At 28.9% G+C, this 16,712-nt stretch carries 21 protein-coding genes; 11 read left to right on the top strand and 10 right to left on the bottom strand.

Going from position 1 to position 16,712, the window contains the following annotated elements; translation table 11 throughout:
* Positions 1–45: 45 nt before the first annotated feature.
* Positions 46–1,242, bottom strand: a complete 1,197-nt coding sequence (sucC, locus tag Q0L44_RS08275; protein WP_296637434.1) for an ADP-forming succinate--CoA ligase subunit beta — start codon at positions 1,240–1,242, stop codon at positions 46–48.
* 203 nt (positions 1,243–1,445) lie between these two features.
* Between sucC and Q0L44_RS08280 the strand changes: the two genes are divergently transcribed.
* From Q0L44_RS08280 to Q0L44_RS08305, 6 genes are all read left to right on the top strand, one after another.
* Positions 1,446–2,105, top strand: a complete 660-nt coding sequence (locus Q0L44_RS08280) for an ABC transporter ATP-binding protein (RefSeq protein WP_296637435.1) — start codon at positions 1,446–1,448, stop codon at positions 2,103–2,105.
* A gap of 12 nt (positions 2,106–2,117) precedes the next feature.
* Positions 2,118–2,657 carry a CPBP family intramembrane glutamic endopeptidase gene (locus Q0L44_RS08285; RefSeq protein WP_296637436.1) on the top strand — a complete coding sequence of 180 codons (540 nt, stop codon included), beginning with the start codon at positions 2,118–2,120 and terminating at the stop codon, positions 2,655–2,657.
* 6 nt (positions 2,658–2,663) lie between these two features.
* Complete coding sequence (locus Q0L44_RS08290) at positions 2,664–3,428, top strand: TIGR02757 family protein (protein ID WP_296637438.1); 765 nt, start codon at positions 2,664–2,666, stop codon at positions 3,426–3,428.
* An 81-nt stretch (positions 3,429–3,509) separates the two neighbouring features.
* Positions 3,510–5,459, top strand: coding sequence for a BatA domain-containing protein (locus Q0L44_RS08295; protein ID WP_296637440.1), 1,950 nt, complete (start codon positions 3,510–3,512; stop codon positions 5,457–5,459).
* On the top strand, positions 5,456–6,712 hold the full coding sequence (locus tag Q0L44_RS08300) for a dihydroorotase (protein ID WP_296637441.1): 1,257 nt from the start codon (positions 5,456–5,458) through the stop codon (positions 6,710–6,712). The genes Q0L44_RS08295 and Q0L44_RS08300 overlap by 4 nt, the downstream gene beginning before the upstream one ends.
* Positions 6,713–6,783: 71 nt before the next feature.
* Positions 6,784–7,422: an alpha/beta hydrolase gene (locus tag Q0L44_RS08305; RefSeq protein ID WP_296637443.1), complete on the top strand. Its 639-nt coding sequence runs from the start codon at positions 6,784–6,786 to the stop codon at positions 7,420–7,422.
* 167 nt (positions 7,423–7,589) lie between these two features.
* Here the strand turns inward: Q0L44_RS08305 and Q0L44_RS08310 are convergent, their stop codons facing one another.
* Positions 7,590–8,372: an MBL fold metallo-hydrolase gene (locus Q0L44_RS08310; protein ID WP_296637444.1), complete on the bottom strand. Its 783-nt coding sequence runs from the start codon at positions 8,370–8,372 to the stop codon at positions 7,590–7,592.
* Between the two features lie 78 nt (positions 8,373–8,450).
* Here Q0L44_RS08310 and Q0L44_RS08315 point away from each other — a divergent pair, with 78 nt between their 5' ends.
* The 4 genes from Q0L44_RS08315 to Q0L44_RS08330 are packed head-to-tail and all read left to right on the top strand — an operon-like array spanning position 8,451 to position 11,526.
* On the top strand, positions 8,451–9,893 hold the full coding sequence (locus Q0L44_RS08315) for a TonB-dependent receptor (protein WP_296637446.1): 1,443 nt from the start codon (positions 8,451–8,453) through the stop codon (positions 9,891–9,893).
* Positions 9,894–9,947: 54 nt separating this feature from the next.
* On the top strand, positions 9,948–10,496 hold the full coding sequence (locus Q0L44_RS08320; RefSeq protein WP_296637447.1) for an RNA polymerase sigma factor: 549 nt from the start codon (positions 9,948–9,950) through the stop codon (positions 10,494–10,496).
* 32 nt (positions 10,497–10,528) lie between these two features.
* A complete protein-coding gene (locus Q0L44_RS08325; protein ID WP_296637449.1) occupies positions 10,529–11,071 on the top strand; it encodes a hypothetical protein in 543 nt (180 codons plus the stop codon).
* A complete protein-coding gene (locus Q0L44_RS08330; protein WP_296637450.1) occupies positions 11,068–11,526 on the top strand; it encodes a sensor of ECF-type sigma factor in 459 nt (152 codons plus the stop codon). The genes Q0L44_RS08325 and Q0L44_RS08330 overlap by 4 nt, the downstream gene beginning before the upstream one ends.
* Before the next feature lie 33 nt (positions 11,527–11,559).
* Here Q0L44_RS08330 and Q0L44_RS08335 read toward each other — a convergent pair whose 3' ends face one another.
* The 7 genes from Q0L44_RS08335 to idi all read right to left on the bottom strand — a co-directional run bounded on the left by Q0L44_RS08335 (position 11,560) and on the right by idi (position 15,203).
* Positions 11,560–11,757, bottom strand: a complete 198-nt coding sequence (locus tag Q0L44_RS08335; RefSeq protein WP_296637452.1) for a hypothetical protein — start codon at positions 11,755–11,757, stop codon at positions 11,560–11,562.
* Between the two features lie 117 nt (positions 11,758–11,874).
* On the bottom strand, positions 11,875–12,135 hold the full coding sequence (locus tag Q0L44_RS08340) for a hypothetical protein (RefSeq protein ID WP_296637453.1): 261 nt from the start codon (positions 12,133–12,135) through the stop codon (positions 11,875–11,877).
* Positions 12,136–12,159: 24 nt separating this feature from the next.
* The gene (locus tag Q0L44_RS08345; RefSeq protein WP_296637455.1) at positions 12,160–12,786 is read right to left on the bottom strand and encodes a chloramphenicol acetyltransferase; all 627 of its coding nucleotides are present in this window, start codon (positions 12,784–12,786) and stop codon (positions 12,160–12,162) included.
* Positions 12,783–13,475 (bottom strand): HAD family hydrolase, encoded by a 693-nt coding sequence (locus Q0L44_RS08350; RefSeq protein ID WP_296637457.1) that lies wholly within the window; start codon positions 13,473–13,475, stop codon positions 12,783–12,785. Before Q0L44_RS08350 ends, Q0L44_RS08345 begins: the two co-directional genes overlap by 4 nt.
* A complete protein-coding gene (gene kdsB / locus Q0L44_RS08355; RefSeq protein ID WP_296637458.1) occupies positions 13,468–14,205 on the bottom strand; it encodes a 3-deoxy-manno-octulosonate cytidylyltransferase in 738 nt (245 codons plus the stop codon). Before kdsB ends, Q0L44_RS08350 begins: the two co-directional genes overlap by 8 nt.
* A 73-nt stretch (positions 14,206–14,278) precedes the next feature.
* Positions 14,279–14,692, bottom strand: coding sequence for a 6-carboxytetrahydropterin synthase (locus Q0L44_RS08360; protein WP_296637460.1), 414 nt, complete (start codon positions 14,690–14,692; stop codon positions 14,279–14,281).
* Positions 14,685–15,203, bottom strand: coding sequence for an isopentenyl-diphosphate Delta-isomerase (idi, locus tag Q0L44_RS08365; protein WP_296637462.1), 519 nt, complete (start codon positions 15,201–15,203; stop codon positions 14,685–14,687). The genes Q0L44_RS08360 and idi overlap by 8 nt, the downstream gene beginning before the upstream one ends.
* A 122-nt stretch (positions 15,204–15,325) precedes the next feature.
* On the opposite strand from idi, the gene Q0L44_RS08370 reads away from it, so the two are divergent.
* A complete protein-coding gene (locus Q0L44_RS08370; RefSeq protein WP_296637464.1) occupies positions 15,326–16,021 on the top strand; it encodes a peptidylprolyl isomerase in 696 nt (231 codons plus the stop codon).
* Here Q0L44_RS08370 and Q0L44_RS08375 read toward each other — a convergent pair.
* Positions 16,018–16,611: a hypothetical protein gene (locus Q0L44_RS08375; protein ID WP_296637465.1), complete on the bottom strand. Its 594-nt coding sequence runs from the start codon at positions 16,609–16,611 to the stop codon at positions 16,018–16,020. The genes Q0L44_RS08370 and Q0L44_RS08375 overlap by 4 nt on opposite strands.
* Positions 16,612–16,712 lie beyond the last annotated feature (101 nt).

Below are 16,712 nucleotides of genomic sequence, written 5' to 3' on the forward strand. Positions count from 1 at the left end.
AAACCTCGCAAATGCGAGGTTTTTTATTTTTTATAAATTTATAAATTAAGCTTCTAAAACTTCAGCAACCTTATCTGCTGCTTCTTGAAATTCTGTTGCAGAAATAATTTCCATTCCAGAATTATCGATCAATTCTTTTGCTTCTTTTGCGTTTGTACCTTGTAGTCTACAAATAATTGGTACAGTAATTTTGTCTCCCATACTTTGGTAAGCATCTACAACACCTTGTGCAACTCTGTCACAACGTACAATACCTCCAAAAATATTTACTAAAATAGCTTTTACATTTTCATCTTTTAAAATAATTCCAAAAGCAGTTTCAACTCTTTGTGCGTCTGCTGTACCTCCAACATCTAAAAAGTTAGCAGGCTCTCCTCCAGATTCTTTAATTAAATCCATAGTTCCCATTGCTAAACCAGCACCATTTACCATACAACCAACATTACCATCTAAATCTACATAGTTTAAACCTGCAGCTTTAGCTTCAACTTCAATTGGGTTTTCTTCTCTTAAATCGCGCATTGCAGCATAATCTTTATGTCTGTATAATGCATTTTCATCTAAAGAAACTTTAGCATCAACTGCCATAATTTTATCGTCAGAGGTCTTTAATACTGGGTTAATCTCAAACATTGAAGAATCAGATTTAATATAAGCAGTATATAAAGCAGAAACGAACTTTGTCATTTCTTTAAATGCAGTTCCAGATAAACCTAAGTTAAAAGCAACTTTTCTCGCTTGAAAAGGCATTAAACCTAATAATGGATCTATTTCTTCTGTAAAAATTAAGTGCGGAGTTTCTTCTGCTACAGTTTCAATATCCATTCCACCTTCTGTAGAATACATAATCATATTTTTACCTGTAGCTCTATTTAACAACACAGACATGTAATATTCTTCTGGTTCAGAATCTCCAGGATAATAAACATCCTCAGCGATTAAAACTTGATTTACCAATTTACCTTCTGCAGAAGTTTGAGGCGTAATCAACAACATCCCTAAAATATCATCAGCAATACTTTCTACTTGCTCTAAGTTTTTAGCCAGTTTTACTCCTCCACCTTTTCCACGTCCACCTGCATGAACCTGAGCTTTTATAACATGCCAACCTGTGCCTGTATCTTCAGTTAATTTCTTAGCAGCTGCAACAGCTTCAGTTGGTGTATTTGCTACAATTCCTCTTTGAATTCTAACACCAAAACTATTTAAAATTTCTTTTCCTTGATATTCGTGTAAGTTCATTTGTATCCTTTTAAAAACAATTACAAAAATACAAATTCAATAGAGAATGGAACTAAAGTTTTTTTAAAAAAATAAAATTCATTTTTATTGATATTTCTTATTTGTTTACTAATGTTTAATTTTTAAAAAATTGATATAAATAAAACAAGTAACATTAAATTGTGTCTTTGTTTTTTTATACTTTCGTGAGTATATTTAAAAAAATGATCGAAATAAAAAATATTCATAAGTATTATGGAGATCTAGCCGTTCTTAAAGGAGTAGACTTAACAATAAAAAAAGGTGAAATTGTTGCTATTGTTGGACCATCAGGTGCAGGTAAATCAACACTTTTACAAATTTTAGGTACACTGGATAATCCTGAAAAAAAAGAAGATTACACAATAAACATTAACCACACCTCATTAAAAAATATAGCTGATAAAGAGCTATCTAAATTTAGAAATAAACATATTGGCTTTATTTTTCAATTTCATCAATTACTCCCTGAATTTTCTGCATTAGAAAATGTTTGTATTCCTGCTTTTATTGCTAAAAAATCAAAAAAAGAATCAGAAATAAGAGCAAAAAAGTTGCTTAATTTTTTAGGCTTATCTCATAGAATGCAACATAAACCTAATGAGCTTTCTGGTGGTGAGCAACAAAGAGTTGCTGTAGCTAGAGCTTTAATTAACAATCCATCCATAATTTTAGCAGATGAACCAAGTGGAAACCTAGACAGTGAATCTGCTAAAAACCTTCACGAACTCTTTTTTAAACTGAGAGACGAGTTTGGACAAACTTTTGTTTTGGTTACTCATAATGATGAACTTGCAAATATGGCAGACAGAAAACTAACTATGAAAGATGGAAAGATTTGTTAAAAAAATAAACTTATGCTAAATTTTATAAAAGAACTTATTGCATATTTTAAGAATCCTACTTTAAGTAAAGATTCTAATACAGATTTTAAGCATAGAATTCAAATATTTGGAAAATTACTTGTGGTTTGTTTAGTTACAGGTTTTATAATCTCCCCAATATTTGTTTTAATAGAAAAACTTGGTTTGGTCGATATGCAAGAGCATGCCATGGAAGAATTAATGAAAAAGATGTCAAAAGCAATTGTATTTGCGACTGTTATTGCTCCTTTATTTGAAGAATTAATATTTAGAGCTCCATTAACTGCTTTTAAAAAAGAAAAACAATTTAAAATTGGTTTTTATGTTTTTGCGATATTATTTGGATTTGTTCATATTACAAACTTTAACATTACTACTACAGTTTTACTATTATCCCCATTATTAGTACTACCACAAACTCTTGTAGGTGGCTATTTAGGGTACATAAGAGTTCGATTTGGTTTACTTTGGAGTATGGCACTTCACAGTAGCTATAATGGAATTTTAATGCTAGTTTCGTTCTCTGCAATGTGATATGTAATGAATAAAAAAGAGCTTAAACTATTTCTGGATGAAAAAGTGATACAATACAACAATCAAAAATTTATCCAATCAGACCCAATACAAATACCACATTTATTTACTAAAAAAGAAGATATTGAAATTGCAGCTTTTTTAGCAGCAACAATCTCTTGGGGCAACAGAACCATGATTATTAAAAATGCAACTAAAATGATGCATTTACTTGATAATGATCCTTTTGATTTTGTAATAAATCATAAAGAAAAAGATTTAGAATCATTTAATAATTTTGTTCATAGAACATTTAATGCTTCAGATTTTAAACAATTTATAAGGTCCTTGAAACACATCTACAAAAACTACTGTGGATTAGAAAATGCCTTGAAAATTAAAGATGATAGCACAAATTATCAAACTACTATACATAAATTTAAAAAATTATTTTTTGAAGAAACACAAGAAACAAGAACATTAAAACATGTATCTGACCCCTTAAAAAACTCAGCTGCAAAAAGGATTAACATGTTCTTACGTTGGATGGTAAGAAATGATAAAACAGGAGTAGATTTCGGGTTATGGACAACACACAATCAAGCGCATTTGTCTTGCCCTTTAGACGTCCACTCTGGTAACGTTGCTAGAAAGTTACAACTACTTAAAAGAAAACAAAACGATTGGAAGGCACTAAGTGAACTAGATAAAAACTTAAGAAGGTTAGATGCAAAAGACCCTGTTAAGTATGATTTTGCATTATTTGGTTTGGGAGTTTTCGAAAAGTTTTAATAAGAAATTAACAAGTTTTCTTTATTCACTTAAATTAGCATAATTTAGATATGTAAGTCAATATCGCTTTAAAATTTGTAGATGTATTTTAAAAATCCAGATGTTTTATATTTATTATTTTTACTAATTATTCCCATTTTAGTACATTTATTTCAACTACAGAAATTTGTAAAAACACCATTTACAAATGTTGCTTTTTTACAGAAAATAAAACTAGAAACACGCAAAAGTGCAAACATAAAAAAATGGCTAATTTTAGCCACTAGAATGCTTGTTTTTTTATCGATACTTTTATCTTTTTCTCAACCATATCTGGGCAAAAAAAACACAAATAAAAAACAAAATATTTTTATCTATTTAGACAATTCACTAAGCTTAAATACAAAAGGAAAAAGAGGAGATTTACTAAAAATAGCAACCCAAGATATTATAAAATTTGCTCCAACTGATAAACGATATACATTACAAACTAACAACAAATTTTATACAAATATTAACTATGATAATTTAAAAAACAAGTTACTATCTTTAAAAAACACAAGTAAAACAACAACAATTAATACTGTAATCTTTAAAAAAATAGTTAATCAAAATAAAGAAACTAAAACTTTAAATGAATCAATTTTAATATCTGATTTTCAAAATACTTACACTAATCAGTTTACAAATGTAACACCCCTATATTCGACTGTTAAGCTACAAAGTTCTGTAAAAAATAATTTATCTATAGACAGCTTATACGTTAAAGATAAAAACTTCGAAAACACAACCATAGCTGTTAACATAAAAAATGAAGGAAAAGCTAAAAAAAATATTCCTATTGCTATTTACAGCAAAAACAAGTTAATTAGCAAACAAACAATCTCAATTAAGAAAAACGAAACCAAAGAAGTTCTTTTTAATTGCAAAGATAAAGCATTGATTTTAGGAAAAGTTACAATTACTTACAACGATACTTTTAAGTTTGACAACACATTCTACTATAGTCAAAATAAAAAAGACAAAATAAGAGTTTTAAGCATTGGTAACCCTAGTAATTTTTTACCTAAAATTTATAGTAATGACGAATTTAATTACCAAAATAAAAAATTAAAAAAAGTAAACTATAATAAGATTTCTAATCAAGATTTAATTATTTTAAATGAGCTCAAAGTTATTCCAAATACATTAATAAATCGATTAATTAGTTTTTCAAATAAAGGAGGTAATATTGTTATTATTCCAAATAAAAACTCAGAAATAACTAATTATAATTTTTTTTTAAATAAATTCGGAAGAATCTCTTTAAAATCAAAAATAAAAGACACCTTAAATATTACTTCAATAAATTTTTCACACCCAATTTTTAAAAATGTTTTTTTAAAAAAGATAGAAAACTTTCAATACCCAAAAGTAAATAGCTACTTCCCTATTTCTTCAAATAACGAACAAAGTATTCTTACCTTTCAAAATACTCTCCCCTTTGTAACTCAAATAAAAAGTAATACTGGAAACCTTTTTCTCTTTTCAAGTACGCTATCCAAAAACAATAGTAATTTTTTAAAATCGCCTTTAATTGTTCCACTATTCTACAACTTTGGAACAATGAGAAAAAAAACACCAAAACTATACTATCGTTTAGACCAAGATCATGAAATAGATGTTTCTGTAAAACTTAACAAAGAAGGTGTACTATCTTTAAGAGGAAGGAATTTAAATATAATTCCACCCCAACAAAGTTATCAAAGTAAAATTTCTATTGAAATTAAGGACCATCTAACAAATGCTGGTTTTTACCATGTAACACACAAAAAAGATACGCTACAAACACTAGCTTTTAATAATCCAAAAAGCGAAAGCAGTTTACAGTTCTTTGACCCAAATACTCTCAAAAACTCAGAATATAAATTAAAAAATAAATCCTCAATTAAAGAGGCTTTCAGTGAAATTGATAAAAAAAACAAAGTTCAATGGTTATGGAAATGGTTTTTAGCGTTGGCAATTGTATCTTTGCTTTTAGAAATTTTGATTTTAAAATTCTATAAACCATGAGAACGCTTCTTAAAAACGCAAGAATCATAGATGTTTCTAGCCCTTTTCACAACCAAATAAAGGATATTTTAATTCATAATGGTTACATCAAAAAAATAGCAGACTCAATTCTTCCCTCTAGAGAGGATAATGAAATAGTATTAGAAAACCTACATGTTTCTTGTGGCTGGTTTGACACAAGTGTTTCACTTGGCGAACCTGGTTACGAAGAGCGAGAAACCTTATCTAACGGATTACAAGTTGCTGCAAAAAGCGGTTTCACTTCGATTGCCTTAAATGCAAATACAAACCCTGTTATTGACACAAAATCTGATGTTGAATATCTAATTCATAAAGCTCATAATTCTGGCGTAAAACTTTACCCTATTGCCGCGTTAACACAAAAAAGTGAAGGTAAGGAATTAGCAGAACTGTTTGATATGCAACAATCTGGAGCTATCGCATTTGCAGATTACAATAAGCCAATAGTAGATGATAATTTAATGAAAATTGCCTTGCTCTATGCGCAAAATTTTGATGGCTTAATATTAAGTTTTCCAAAAAATAATTCAATTGCAGGAGAAGGTATTGTTAACGAAGGCATAAATAGCACAAAACTAGGCCTAAAAGGCATACCAGCATTATCAGAACACATTCAAATTGCAAGAGATTTATTTCTCTTAGAATATACAGGAGGAAAACTACATATTCCAACTATTACAACAGCAAAATCAGTTAACTTAATTAAGGAAGCTAAAAAGAAAGGTTTAAAAGTTACTTGTAGCGTTACTGCACATCATTTAACACTAACAGATAATAATCTGAATGGATTTGACAGTAGCTTTAAAACATCACCTCCATTAAGAACTGTTAAAGATATTAAAGCGCTACAGAAAGCAGTTAAATCTGGCGTAATTGACATAATTACCTCAGATCACAACCCTATTGATATTGAACACAAAAAAGTTGAATTTAGCGAAGCAAAAGACGGCGTTATTGGACTCGAGAGTCTCTTTACTACTACAAATACAGTTTTAGATTTAGAAACGCTTATAGCAAGTATCACTTACAAACCAAGAGCAGTTTTTGGGTTAAATAGCACACATATTAAAGAAAATTCAAAAGCCGACCTTACATTGTTTAATCCTGATAAAGAATTTATTTTTAACAATGAGCACATACTTTCAACATCTAAAAACAGCCCTTTTATTAACAAAAAATGTAAAGGTGAAGTTTATGGAATTTATGCAAATGAAAAATTAATTCTAAAATAAAACTTGCATACGCTTAAGCAATAGCCTTTTTAGTTTTACTTCAACCATCTTTAAGAAAGTAAAAAAACACTATGAATTTAGAGTACATTGTTAGAGAACCTATTAAAAAAAGTAAAAATCCGTCATTACTAATTCTACTACATGGATATGGAAGCAACAAAGAAGATTTATTTTCATTCGCCGAAGAACTTCCGGAAGAATTGTTAATTGTAAGTGCGCAAGCGCCAAATAGTATGGGTTTTGGAAGCTATGCATGGTATGCTATTAATTTTGATGCTAAGCAAGGTAAATTCTCTGACTTGAAACAAGCAAAAGAAGCTATTGATAAAATCGCTGAATTTATTGATGCAATTAAAGAAAAATACAACACCAAAAAGGAAAAAACATTTTTATTAGGTTTTAGCCAAGGAGCCATTCTTAGCTATTCTTTAAGTTTTTTTTACCCTAATAAAATAAATCATATAATTGCACTAAGTGGTTATATTAATACTGATCTTTTACCTGTAGAGATATCAAAATCTATAACTACAGACTATTATATATCTCATGGAATTGTAGACCAAGTACTCCCAATTGAATGGGCTAGAAAAAGTAAAACCTTTTTAGAAAAAATAAACCTTCAAGCTATCTATAGTGAATATAAAGTTGGTCATGGAGTAGCGCCACAAAATTTTTACAGCTTTAAAGAGTGGATACAAAAAAGACTTTAAATAAATTTAAAAAATGTATTCCTTAATAATAGTAACAAATTGTTTTGCAGTAAATGGCTTAGTAATATCATAAAATATTTTATTTAATTAATGCTAATTTTTGTAGTAAAAATTGGGGTTACTCGATTAACATTTCTTAAATAAATATACAGAAAAAAAGAATAAAACTATACTTTTATTTTTAACCCATCATAAGCTAAAAAAACGTTCTCTGGGAGTACTTTTGACACCTCTTCATGAAAACCTAACTTATGACTTATATGAGTAAAATAGGTTTTTTTTGGTTGTAACTCTTCTACAAAACTTAAGGTCTCCTGAAGGCTGAAGTGGGTTGGATGTTCTTCTATTCTAAGTGCATTAATTACTAAAACTTCTAAATTTTTTAGTTTTTCTTTCTCAGAATCTGCAATAAATTTCACATCAGTTAAATAAGCAAAGTTTTCAATTCTGTAGGCAGTAATAGGTAGTTTACCATGCATTACTTCTATAGGCGTTACTAGTGCATCATGAACTAAAAAAGAATTAGTATTTACCAAATTAGTAGCTACACTTGGCGCACCTGGATACTTATTTTCTTTGCTAAAGATGTATTCAAATCGTTGTGTTAGACTCTTTAAAGTTCTTTTGTTTACATAAATGGGCATTTCTCCTATTTTATAACAAAATGGTCTTAAATCATCTAAACCAGCTGTATGATCTGAATGCTCGTGTGTAAACAATACACCGTGAATTAATACTACATTTTCACGCAACATTTGCTGTCTAAAATCAGGACCACAATCAATTACAAAAGATTTATTATTCCAAGAAACTAAAATAGAAGAACGCAACCTTTTGTCTTTTGAATTTGAGGATAAACAAACGGGATCTTTACTTGCAATCATTGGGATTCCTTGAGAAGTTCCTGTTCCTAAAAAAGTAATATGTAACTGTTTATTAGATTTTTTCATGTACAACAAAAATAACATAAAAATTGACTCATTGCTATCTAATTTAGTACATTTGTAAGCTGTTAAAAAGATAGATATATGGCAATTTCTTTAAAAGGTGATCAGGAAATGAGTAGTGTTCCTACAACAAAAAGTAAGGCACTAAGAATTAACCTAAATTCAGATATTTATGGAACTTTTGCAGAAATTGGCGCAGGTCAAGAAACTGCAAGAAATTTCTTTAGATCTGGTGCTGCTTCAGGAACTATTGCCAAAGCAATGAGTGCTTATGATAAAGATTTTTCTGATGCTATATATGGTGTAGAAACTGACAATAGGTATGTTACTGAATCTCGATTAAAGAGAATGTTAGGTCATGAAATTGGCTTAATGGAAGACAGGCTTAGTAGACAAAAACACCCAAACAAGCTTTTTTTTAGCTATGCAAATACAGTAACTACTATAGACTTTGCACGAAAGTTTAAAGGCCATGGTTGGGTTGGTATTCGTTTTCAATTAGACCCATTAGAAGATTATAATGAAATTGTACTGCATCTTCGGTTTAAAGAAACAGATGCCCGCTTGCAACAAGAAACTTTAGGAATACTTGGAGTAAATCTTATTTATGGTGCATTTTATTTGAATGACAATCCAAAAGAATTAATAAAATCTTTTTATGATAATTTAGGAAGTCATCAAATAGAAATTGATATGATTAACTTCTCTGGCCCCCGTTTCATGTACGTAGACAACAGATTAATGAGTTTACAGCTGTTAAAAAACGGAATGACAAATGCAGTAATGTTTGGCCCAGATGGCAACAACCTACTTCCTGCACAAGTTCTATACAAAAAAAATATACTTGCACTTAGAGGTAGCTTTAGGCCTGTGACCAAAGTAAATATGAACATGTTTGAGCAGTCAAAAAAAATGTTCTTACAAGAAGATAAAGTTGAAGAAAGTAAAACTCAAATTATTTTCGAAATTACGCTTAGTAACTTATCTGCTGAAGGTAAAATTAATGAGAGAGACTTTTTAGATAGAGCAGAACTTTTGTGTTCTTTAGGGCAAAATGTAATGATAACAAATTTCCAACAATATTTTAAACTAGTAGAATATTTAAGTGAATTTACCAAAGAAAGGATGGCTTTAGCAATGGGAGTTCATAACATGGTTCAGATATTTGATGAAAAATATTACAGGGACTTAAGTGGTGGAATTTTAGAGGCATTTGGTAAACTGTTTTATAGAGATCTTAAAGTGTATATGTACCCATATCATGACCAAGAAAATGATGACTACATTACCAGCGAGAACCTAAAAGTTCATCCTAGAATGAAAGAATTGTACAAGTTCTTTAAAAACAATGGTAAGGTTTTAGACATACAAGACTTCGATAAAAAAATATTAGACATCTTTTCTAGAACTGTCTTAAAAATGATTAAGAATGGAGAAGATGGCTGGGAACAAATGTTACCAGAAGGAATTTCAGAAATCATCAAACAAAAAAAGTTGTTTGGCTACTCTAGAACAAAAAAGTAATTTTTTTTTATTAAACCTTTTCGGTAATTTCAAGTCTAAATAAAAAAGTTTTTTTTGATAGACGAAATTGCCTTAGTTAAAGATTTACAAAACAACTCTTCTAAAGAGGTTGCCTTTCGTACCCTAATAACTAATTATAAAGAACGTTTATATTGGCATATTCGTAAAATTGTAATCAATCACGCAGATACTGATGATGTTTTACAAAACACATTTATCAAAATTTATTACAACATAGAAAGTTTTAATAAACAAAGTAAATTATATTCTTGGATGTATCGGATTGCAACTAATGAGGCAATAACCTTCATTAATAAAAGAGCTAAAGAGCAACATATAGATATTACAACTTATTATAAAAAAGTTGCCAATAGTTTACAAAGCGACGTATATTTTAATGGAGATGAAATTCAACTTATTTTACAAAAAGCAATAGCATTATTACCAGAAAAACAACGTCTTGTTTTTAATATGAAATATTTTGATGGAATGAAATACGACGAAATATCAGAAATTTTAGAAACAACTGTAGGAGGCCTTAAAGCATCTTATCATCATGCTGTAAAGAAAATTGAACATTTTATAAAAAACAATACTGATTAAACCTTTTATATAAAAATAGGTCTAAAATACAAATGAATAAAGAAAGCTTACATAGCGAACAATTTATAGAACAGAAGGTTAATAAAAAACAACCTTTTTCTGTCCCAAAAGGATATTTTGAGAATTTTGATAATACAATTTATAAAAAAACAAAAGAGCAGAACCTCCCAAAAACATCTGCATTAAAAGTTTCAGACACCTACTTTAAAAATTTAGAGGATCGTATAATTTCTAAACTACCAAAAAATAAGAAAACACTTAAAGTTGTACGTTTTAAAAAATACGTTTTAAATACAATTCCTTTTGCAGCTGCTGCTGCTATCCTTTTATTTATTGGAATTACTACTAATAATTTTAAAAATAACTCTGGAATTGATTTAGATTCGTTAACAGAATCTGATTTTGAATATTGGCTAGAAACTAACCCAATAAACACAAATGATATTGCTATTGTATTAAATCAAAACATATTAGACGAAACTCCTTTTTACTTTACTCAAATAGAAGACGAAATCATAGAGGAATTTGTTAATACAAATAACAACAGTTTTTTAATAAATGAATTAGACGAATGAATACCACTAAAAAATTAATCATATTATGTTTAGGCCTTTTTTTAGGTTTGTCTACAAATGCACAAATTAGTTCAGAGAGCAGGCAGAAAATTAAAACCTTAAAAATTTCATATGTAACAGAACAATTAAATTTAACTACAAAAGAAGCAGAAAAATTTTGGCCCATTTATAATTCACACGATATAAAAATTAATGAACTTCGATTAGCTACCCGAAAAAACTTAAGAAAAATAAAGGAAGAACATAAATATCCCAATACTATCTCTGAAAAAGAGGCTAAACGTATTGTGAGTTTTAAGATGGAAACAGATCAAAAGATACATGAAGAACAACTTAATTTTATTTCAAAATTAAAAAGTATTTTAAGCTATAAAAAAATAATACAACTTCAACTTGCAGAAATTGAGTTTGGAAGAAATTTGATGCGAAAATACAAACAACGAAAAAGGAAATAAAAAAAGGAAGCGTTATGCTTCCTTTTTTTATTGTTATGATCTTACTAAATTCATACAATAATTTAACTCAGGTTTATTTGCTGTAAATTCTTTTAACCAAATAGAAAGCTCTTTAACTTCGTGAGGTAATAAACTTTTTAAAGACTTTTCTAACTCTTTACAAAACAACTCTGAATTAAAACTTACTTTCATCAAGATTGTTTTTGTGTATTCAAACATTGCCCTTGCCATAATTAAAAAATTTAATAATAAAACGATTAATTACATTGTAATTTGTATTCAAATTTAACAAAAAAACCAACATTTAAATAAATGTTGGTCTTAAATTTTAACTAAAAAAATGTTAATTTAAATCGCGTTAATCTTCTCAACTAAAGCTTTTGCTTTTGTTTCTAATTCTAAATTAATCGCTTTAAAATGTTGTTTTTTATTTTCTACATTCTTTACATGAACCTTAGCAATTAAGGCATCAAAAGTTTCAATTGCTTCGTCTATAATTGCGTCTCCCTTTTTTACTTCATTCTTTAATGTAGATACATCTAAAGTATATTCAATAACATCTCCTAATACGTAATTGATATCTTTCTTTAAGTTTTTAATGCTTGCCATAACTTCTTATTTTAATTTGCAAATTTAGTTGTTTTTATCTAATTGACTTTGAAATTCTTTAAAAAATAATCCTAGATGATATCCATCTACTAAAGCATGATTTACAGTTATCCCTACAGGCATTTTTAACTGTTTATTATCTTCAGTAAATTTACCAAAAGCCAATTTAGGAATACTATCATCTTTTATACCTGCATTCGGCTCTTTCTGACTTGTAAAAGAAACCCATGGTAAAGCAGAGCAATACATACAATCGTCAGAATTTACAAGCGGAAACAATGTTGCGCTATTTAGTATTCGTTCTTTCTCTTTTTTAAAATTTTTATGAAATGTTTTAAAATCTTCTGAAAAATTAATAAATGAAAATCCAAAAGTGTGATTGGGTCTTGCAATGGTTGCAGAGGCGTGAATAACATCATAAACAGCAACTTTATTGTCATGTATTCGATACCTAAAGTTTTCAACAGCATTTAATGCTTTTAAACAGGCATGCAAATACAAAGCAAAAAAAGAAACATTTTCTTTTTTTGCTTTTTTATAGGCAATTGTTACATCTACAGAAGTAGTTATTGCAAAAAATGGATCTTTTAATGATTTAAAGTGTTTAAAATGTTGAATCCTATTCCAACTTTCCAATTCTAGATATCTCATAAAATAGAAGGGAGTTCTTTAATGTTATTTAAAGTTACATAATTTTGATTAGATGCTTCTTTGTAACTTACTTGCTCATGAACCCAAGTTGTATGAAAAGGAATGTGAACGGCAGAAGCTCCGATTGCAAGTAAAGGTAAAACATCGGATTTTAATGAATTTCCAATCATTAATAGTTCTGAAGGCTCTATTTCTAAATGTTTTAATAGTTTTTTGTAATCTTCTTCCTTCTTATCACTCATCACCTCAATATGATGGAAATAGTGTAATAGATTCGATTTTTCTAGTTTTCTTTCCTGATCTAATAAGTCTCCTTTAGTTGCTACTATTAATTTATATGTTCCGTGTAAAGATTGCAAAACCTCTTCTACACCCTCTAAAAGTTCAATTGGCTTTATTAACATTTCTTTTCCAATGTTTAAGATTGCCTCAATGGTTTTAGGGTTTACTGAATTATTAGACAACTCAATAGCGCACTCAATCATAGACAATATAAAACCTTTAATACCATATCCATACAATGGTAAGTTTTCTATTTCTTTTTTAAATAATTCCTGATCTATTTTGTTTTTAGTTTCGTATTTAGACAATAACTGAGCAAACTGTGCTTCTGCATCTCTAAAGTAGGTTTCATTTACCCATAGTGTATCATCAGCATCAAAAGCAATAACTTTAATCGTATTACTCATTTTCTTTTAATAATTTTATTGCCTTTTCTAAATCTTCAGGAGTATCAATTCCAATAGATGTCTTAGAAGTTTCTATCATTTTTATTTTTTTACCAATTTCCTGATAACGGATGGCTTCTATTTTTTCTGAAGCTTCTAAAGGTGTCATAGGTGTATTATAAAAATCGATAAGTACCTGCTTTCTAAAAGCATACACTCCAATGTGCTTAAAGTACTTAACAGAAATATCAGAAGCTCTTAGAAAGGGAATTACACTTCTAGAAAAATAAATAGCTTTATTATCTACATCAGTAATCACCTTAACATTATTTGGGTTTTCAATTTCGTCTTTATCAGTAATTTGCACCTTTAATGAAGCAAGATCTATTTCTTGGTGAATATCTTTTTTAAAAACTTGAATTAGTTTCTTTAGCGATATTTCATCTATAAATGGCTCATCTCCTTGTACATTTACCACGACATCTACTTCTAAATTCTCAACAGCCTCCGCAATTCTATCAGAACCACATTCGTGCTCTTTTTTGCTCATTATAGCTTTACCGTTTGCTTCTTTGATGGCATTATAAATTATAGGCGAATCAGTAACTACATAAACATCATCAAATAAATGGGTTTGCAATGCTGCTTCATAAGTTCTTAAAATAACTGGTTTTCCTCCTAAATTTTTCATTAGTTTTCCAGGAAATCGAGATGCTTCGTATCTCGCAGGTATCATTGCTATAATTTTCATGATCTACATTTAAAATCTATTAAAAGATACTATTATACATAAAAGATACACTTTAAAAGAAAAGTAATTGAAATTATTCACCTGAATAACTTACAAAATTCCTTGGAGTTTCGTACAGCGTAATCTTTAAATCTAAATTTGTTGGCAAATGCTTTCTTAGTTTTTGATAGGTAACTACGCAAATATTTTCTGCAGTAGGATTCAAGTCATTAAATTCAGGAACTTCAATATTTAAATTTTTATGATCAAAACACTCTTCTATTTCAGATTTGATTAAGTTTTTAAGAATACCTAAATCATAAACATAGCCTGTTTCTTTGTCAATTTCTCCTGTAAGAGATACTATTAACTCGTAATTATGCCCATGAAAGTTAGGGTTACTACATTTACTAAATACTTCTATATTTTTAGCATCAGACCAATCTTTTCGGTACAAACGGTGTGCAGCATTAAAATGTGCTTTTCTATGAACTGTAACTTTAGGCATTTATTAGTCTTTTATAAGATTCTTTAAAAATAATTTTAAACCAAGCTGTATACAACTGGGGGTTTTCTGCTATATCTGTCTTAACAGTCTCTAAGGGCATCCACTTATACGCTTCTACCTCGTCTTTGTTAATAACAGGTGCGTCTTCATAATTTCCTATTAATACATGGTCTAATTCATGTTCTGTTAAACCGTTATCAAAAGGAGCTTTATAGATGAATGAAAAAATTTCTTTTAACTCAGTAGAAAAACCCATTTCTTCTTGTAACCTTCTTTTGCCGGCCTCTATATTACTTTCTCCTACTCTTTGGTGAGAACAACATGTGTTTGTCCATAATAAAGGAGAATGATATTTGTGAGCAGCTCTTTGTTGTAGAAGTAACGCTCCTTCTTTATTGAATACAAATACAGAAAACGCCCTATGCAATAGCGCTTTTTCATGCGCTTCCATCTTTGCCATCGTACCAATCTGAGTATCGTTATGATCAACTAATATCACTTGTTCTTCCATATTTACAAATATACAGTAATCAAAAAGCAAAAAAAACTAATCCTTTATAAATTAAAAGGAATTCTCTAATTTTTAAGATTGATAAATTATATTTGAGGTCAATTGTATTAAAAAACAAACTCTTGAAATTTACTATTAAACTTTTATTATTATTTCTTTTAATCTGCCTTCTAAGTAGATGTCAGTCAGATCAAAAACAAAAAATCATAAAAAAAGAAACTCCAAAAACTGTCAAAAAACGAGAAGTTAAAAAAGTAGAAAAATCATGGGACAGTTTAAATAGAAACAATACTAATTCTTTTTTAACTGCTTATGGCAAACAAAATACGGAAACTAAGATACGTATCGAAACAAAATTTGGAGATATTAAATTACGTTTATTTAAGGATGTTCCCATACATAGAGCAAATTTTATTTTTTTAACTAAAATAAAATACTTTAACACTACAGTTATTTACAGAGTCGCTAAAAACTTTGTAATTCAAGGAGGTAACTCAGACAATTTGTACACCCAAAAACAAAGAAGAAAGTACGGGAATTATTTGTTAGAGCCTGAATTTAGAAAAAATAGAACGCATAAATTTGGTGCTTTAGCAGCTGCCAGGCAATGGGAAAATAATCCTAATAAACTATCTAGTCCTTTTGAATTTTATATTGTACATAAACGTAGTGGAGCTCATCATTTAGACAACGAGCATACAGTATTTGGAGAGGTTATTTCTGGATATGATACTATGGATAAGATTGCAAAAATAAAAGTAGGTATAGATGAATGGCCTGTAGAAGACATTCCTATGACAATAACAATACTCGACTAATCATTTTCTAAAACCTTTGTTAATATTTCTGCTGGTAACAATTTAGTAATGACCTCTAACTGCAAATTATCTATTGCTACATATTTCCACTCTGTTTCTCCGTCTAAAGAAATTGCAATAATATTTTGGGCTACTTTTACATTAAAAAACTTTGTCTTCTCGTTAAAAACAACATTTTTAGCCCCATACTGCTGCTCAAATTTTAACTTTAATGCATATAACAATCTATCATCTAAACCTAAAGCTTCGTCTTTTTCGTCTAGTATTCTTATTTTTTGATTTCCAACAATGTCTAAAATAGCGTAAAACTTATCTTTTGCTCTAAACACTTCAGAAATAGACAACACTTTTGGCAATTCCGATACAATTTGCATTTTAGGATTGTTAAAAGTAGCCTTCATTGTAGCAACCAACTGCTCTTTAGGAACTACTGTAAACAATTCTTCTGCTGTATAGTCTAATGAAGCTGTAAACTTTTTATTTAACAACAATTGCTGCATGGTTAAGAAACGTTCTTTAATGATTTCGTTCTGAGCATTAACTTTAAAAATTGAAAACGCTAATAATGTAAAAAGTAAGTAATTTTTCATGGACTTTTATATGTAAAATCTGTCAAATATATAAAATTAAACCTACACTAGATTTGAAATACTTATCATTGATAATTGAAATTGTAAAATGTATATTTGCA

Origin of the sequence: Polaribacter sp. (genome assembly GCF_024639685.1) — a bacterium.
Classification (GTDB): Bacteria; Bacteroidota; Bacteroidia; order Flavobacteriales; family Flavobacteriaceae; genus Polaribacter.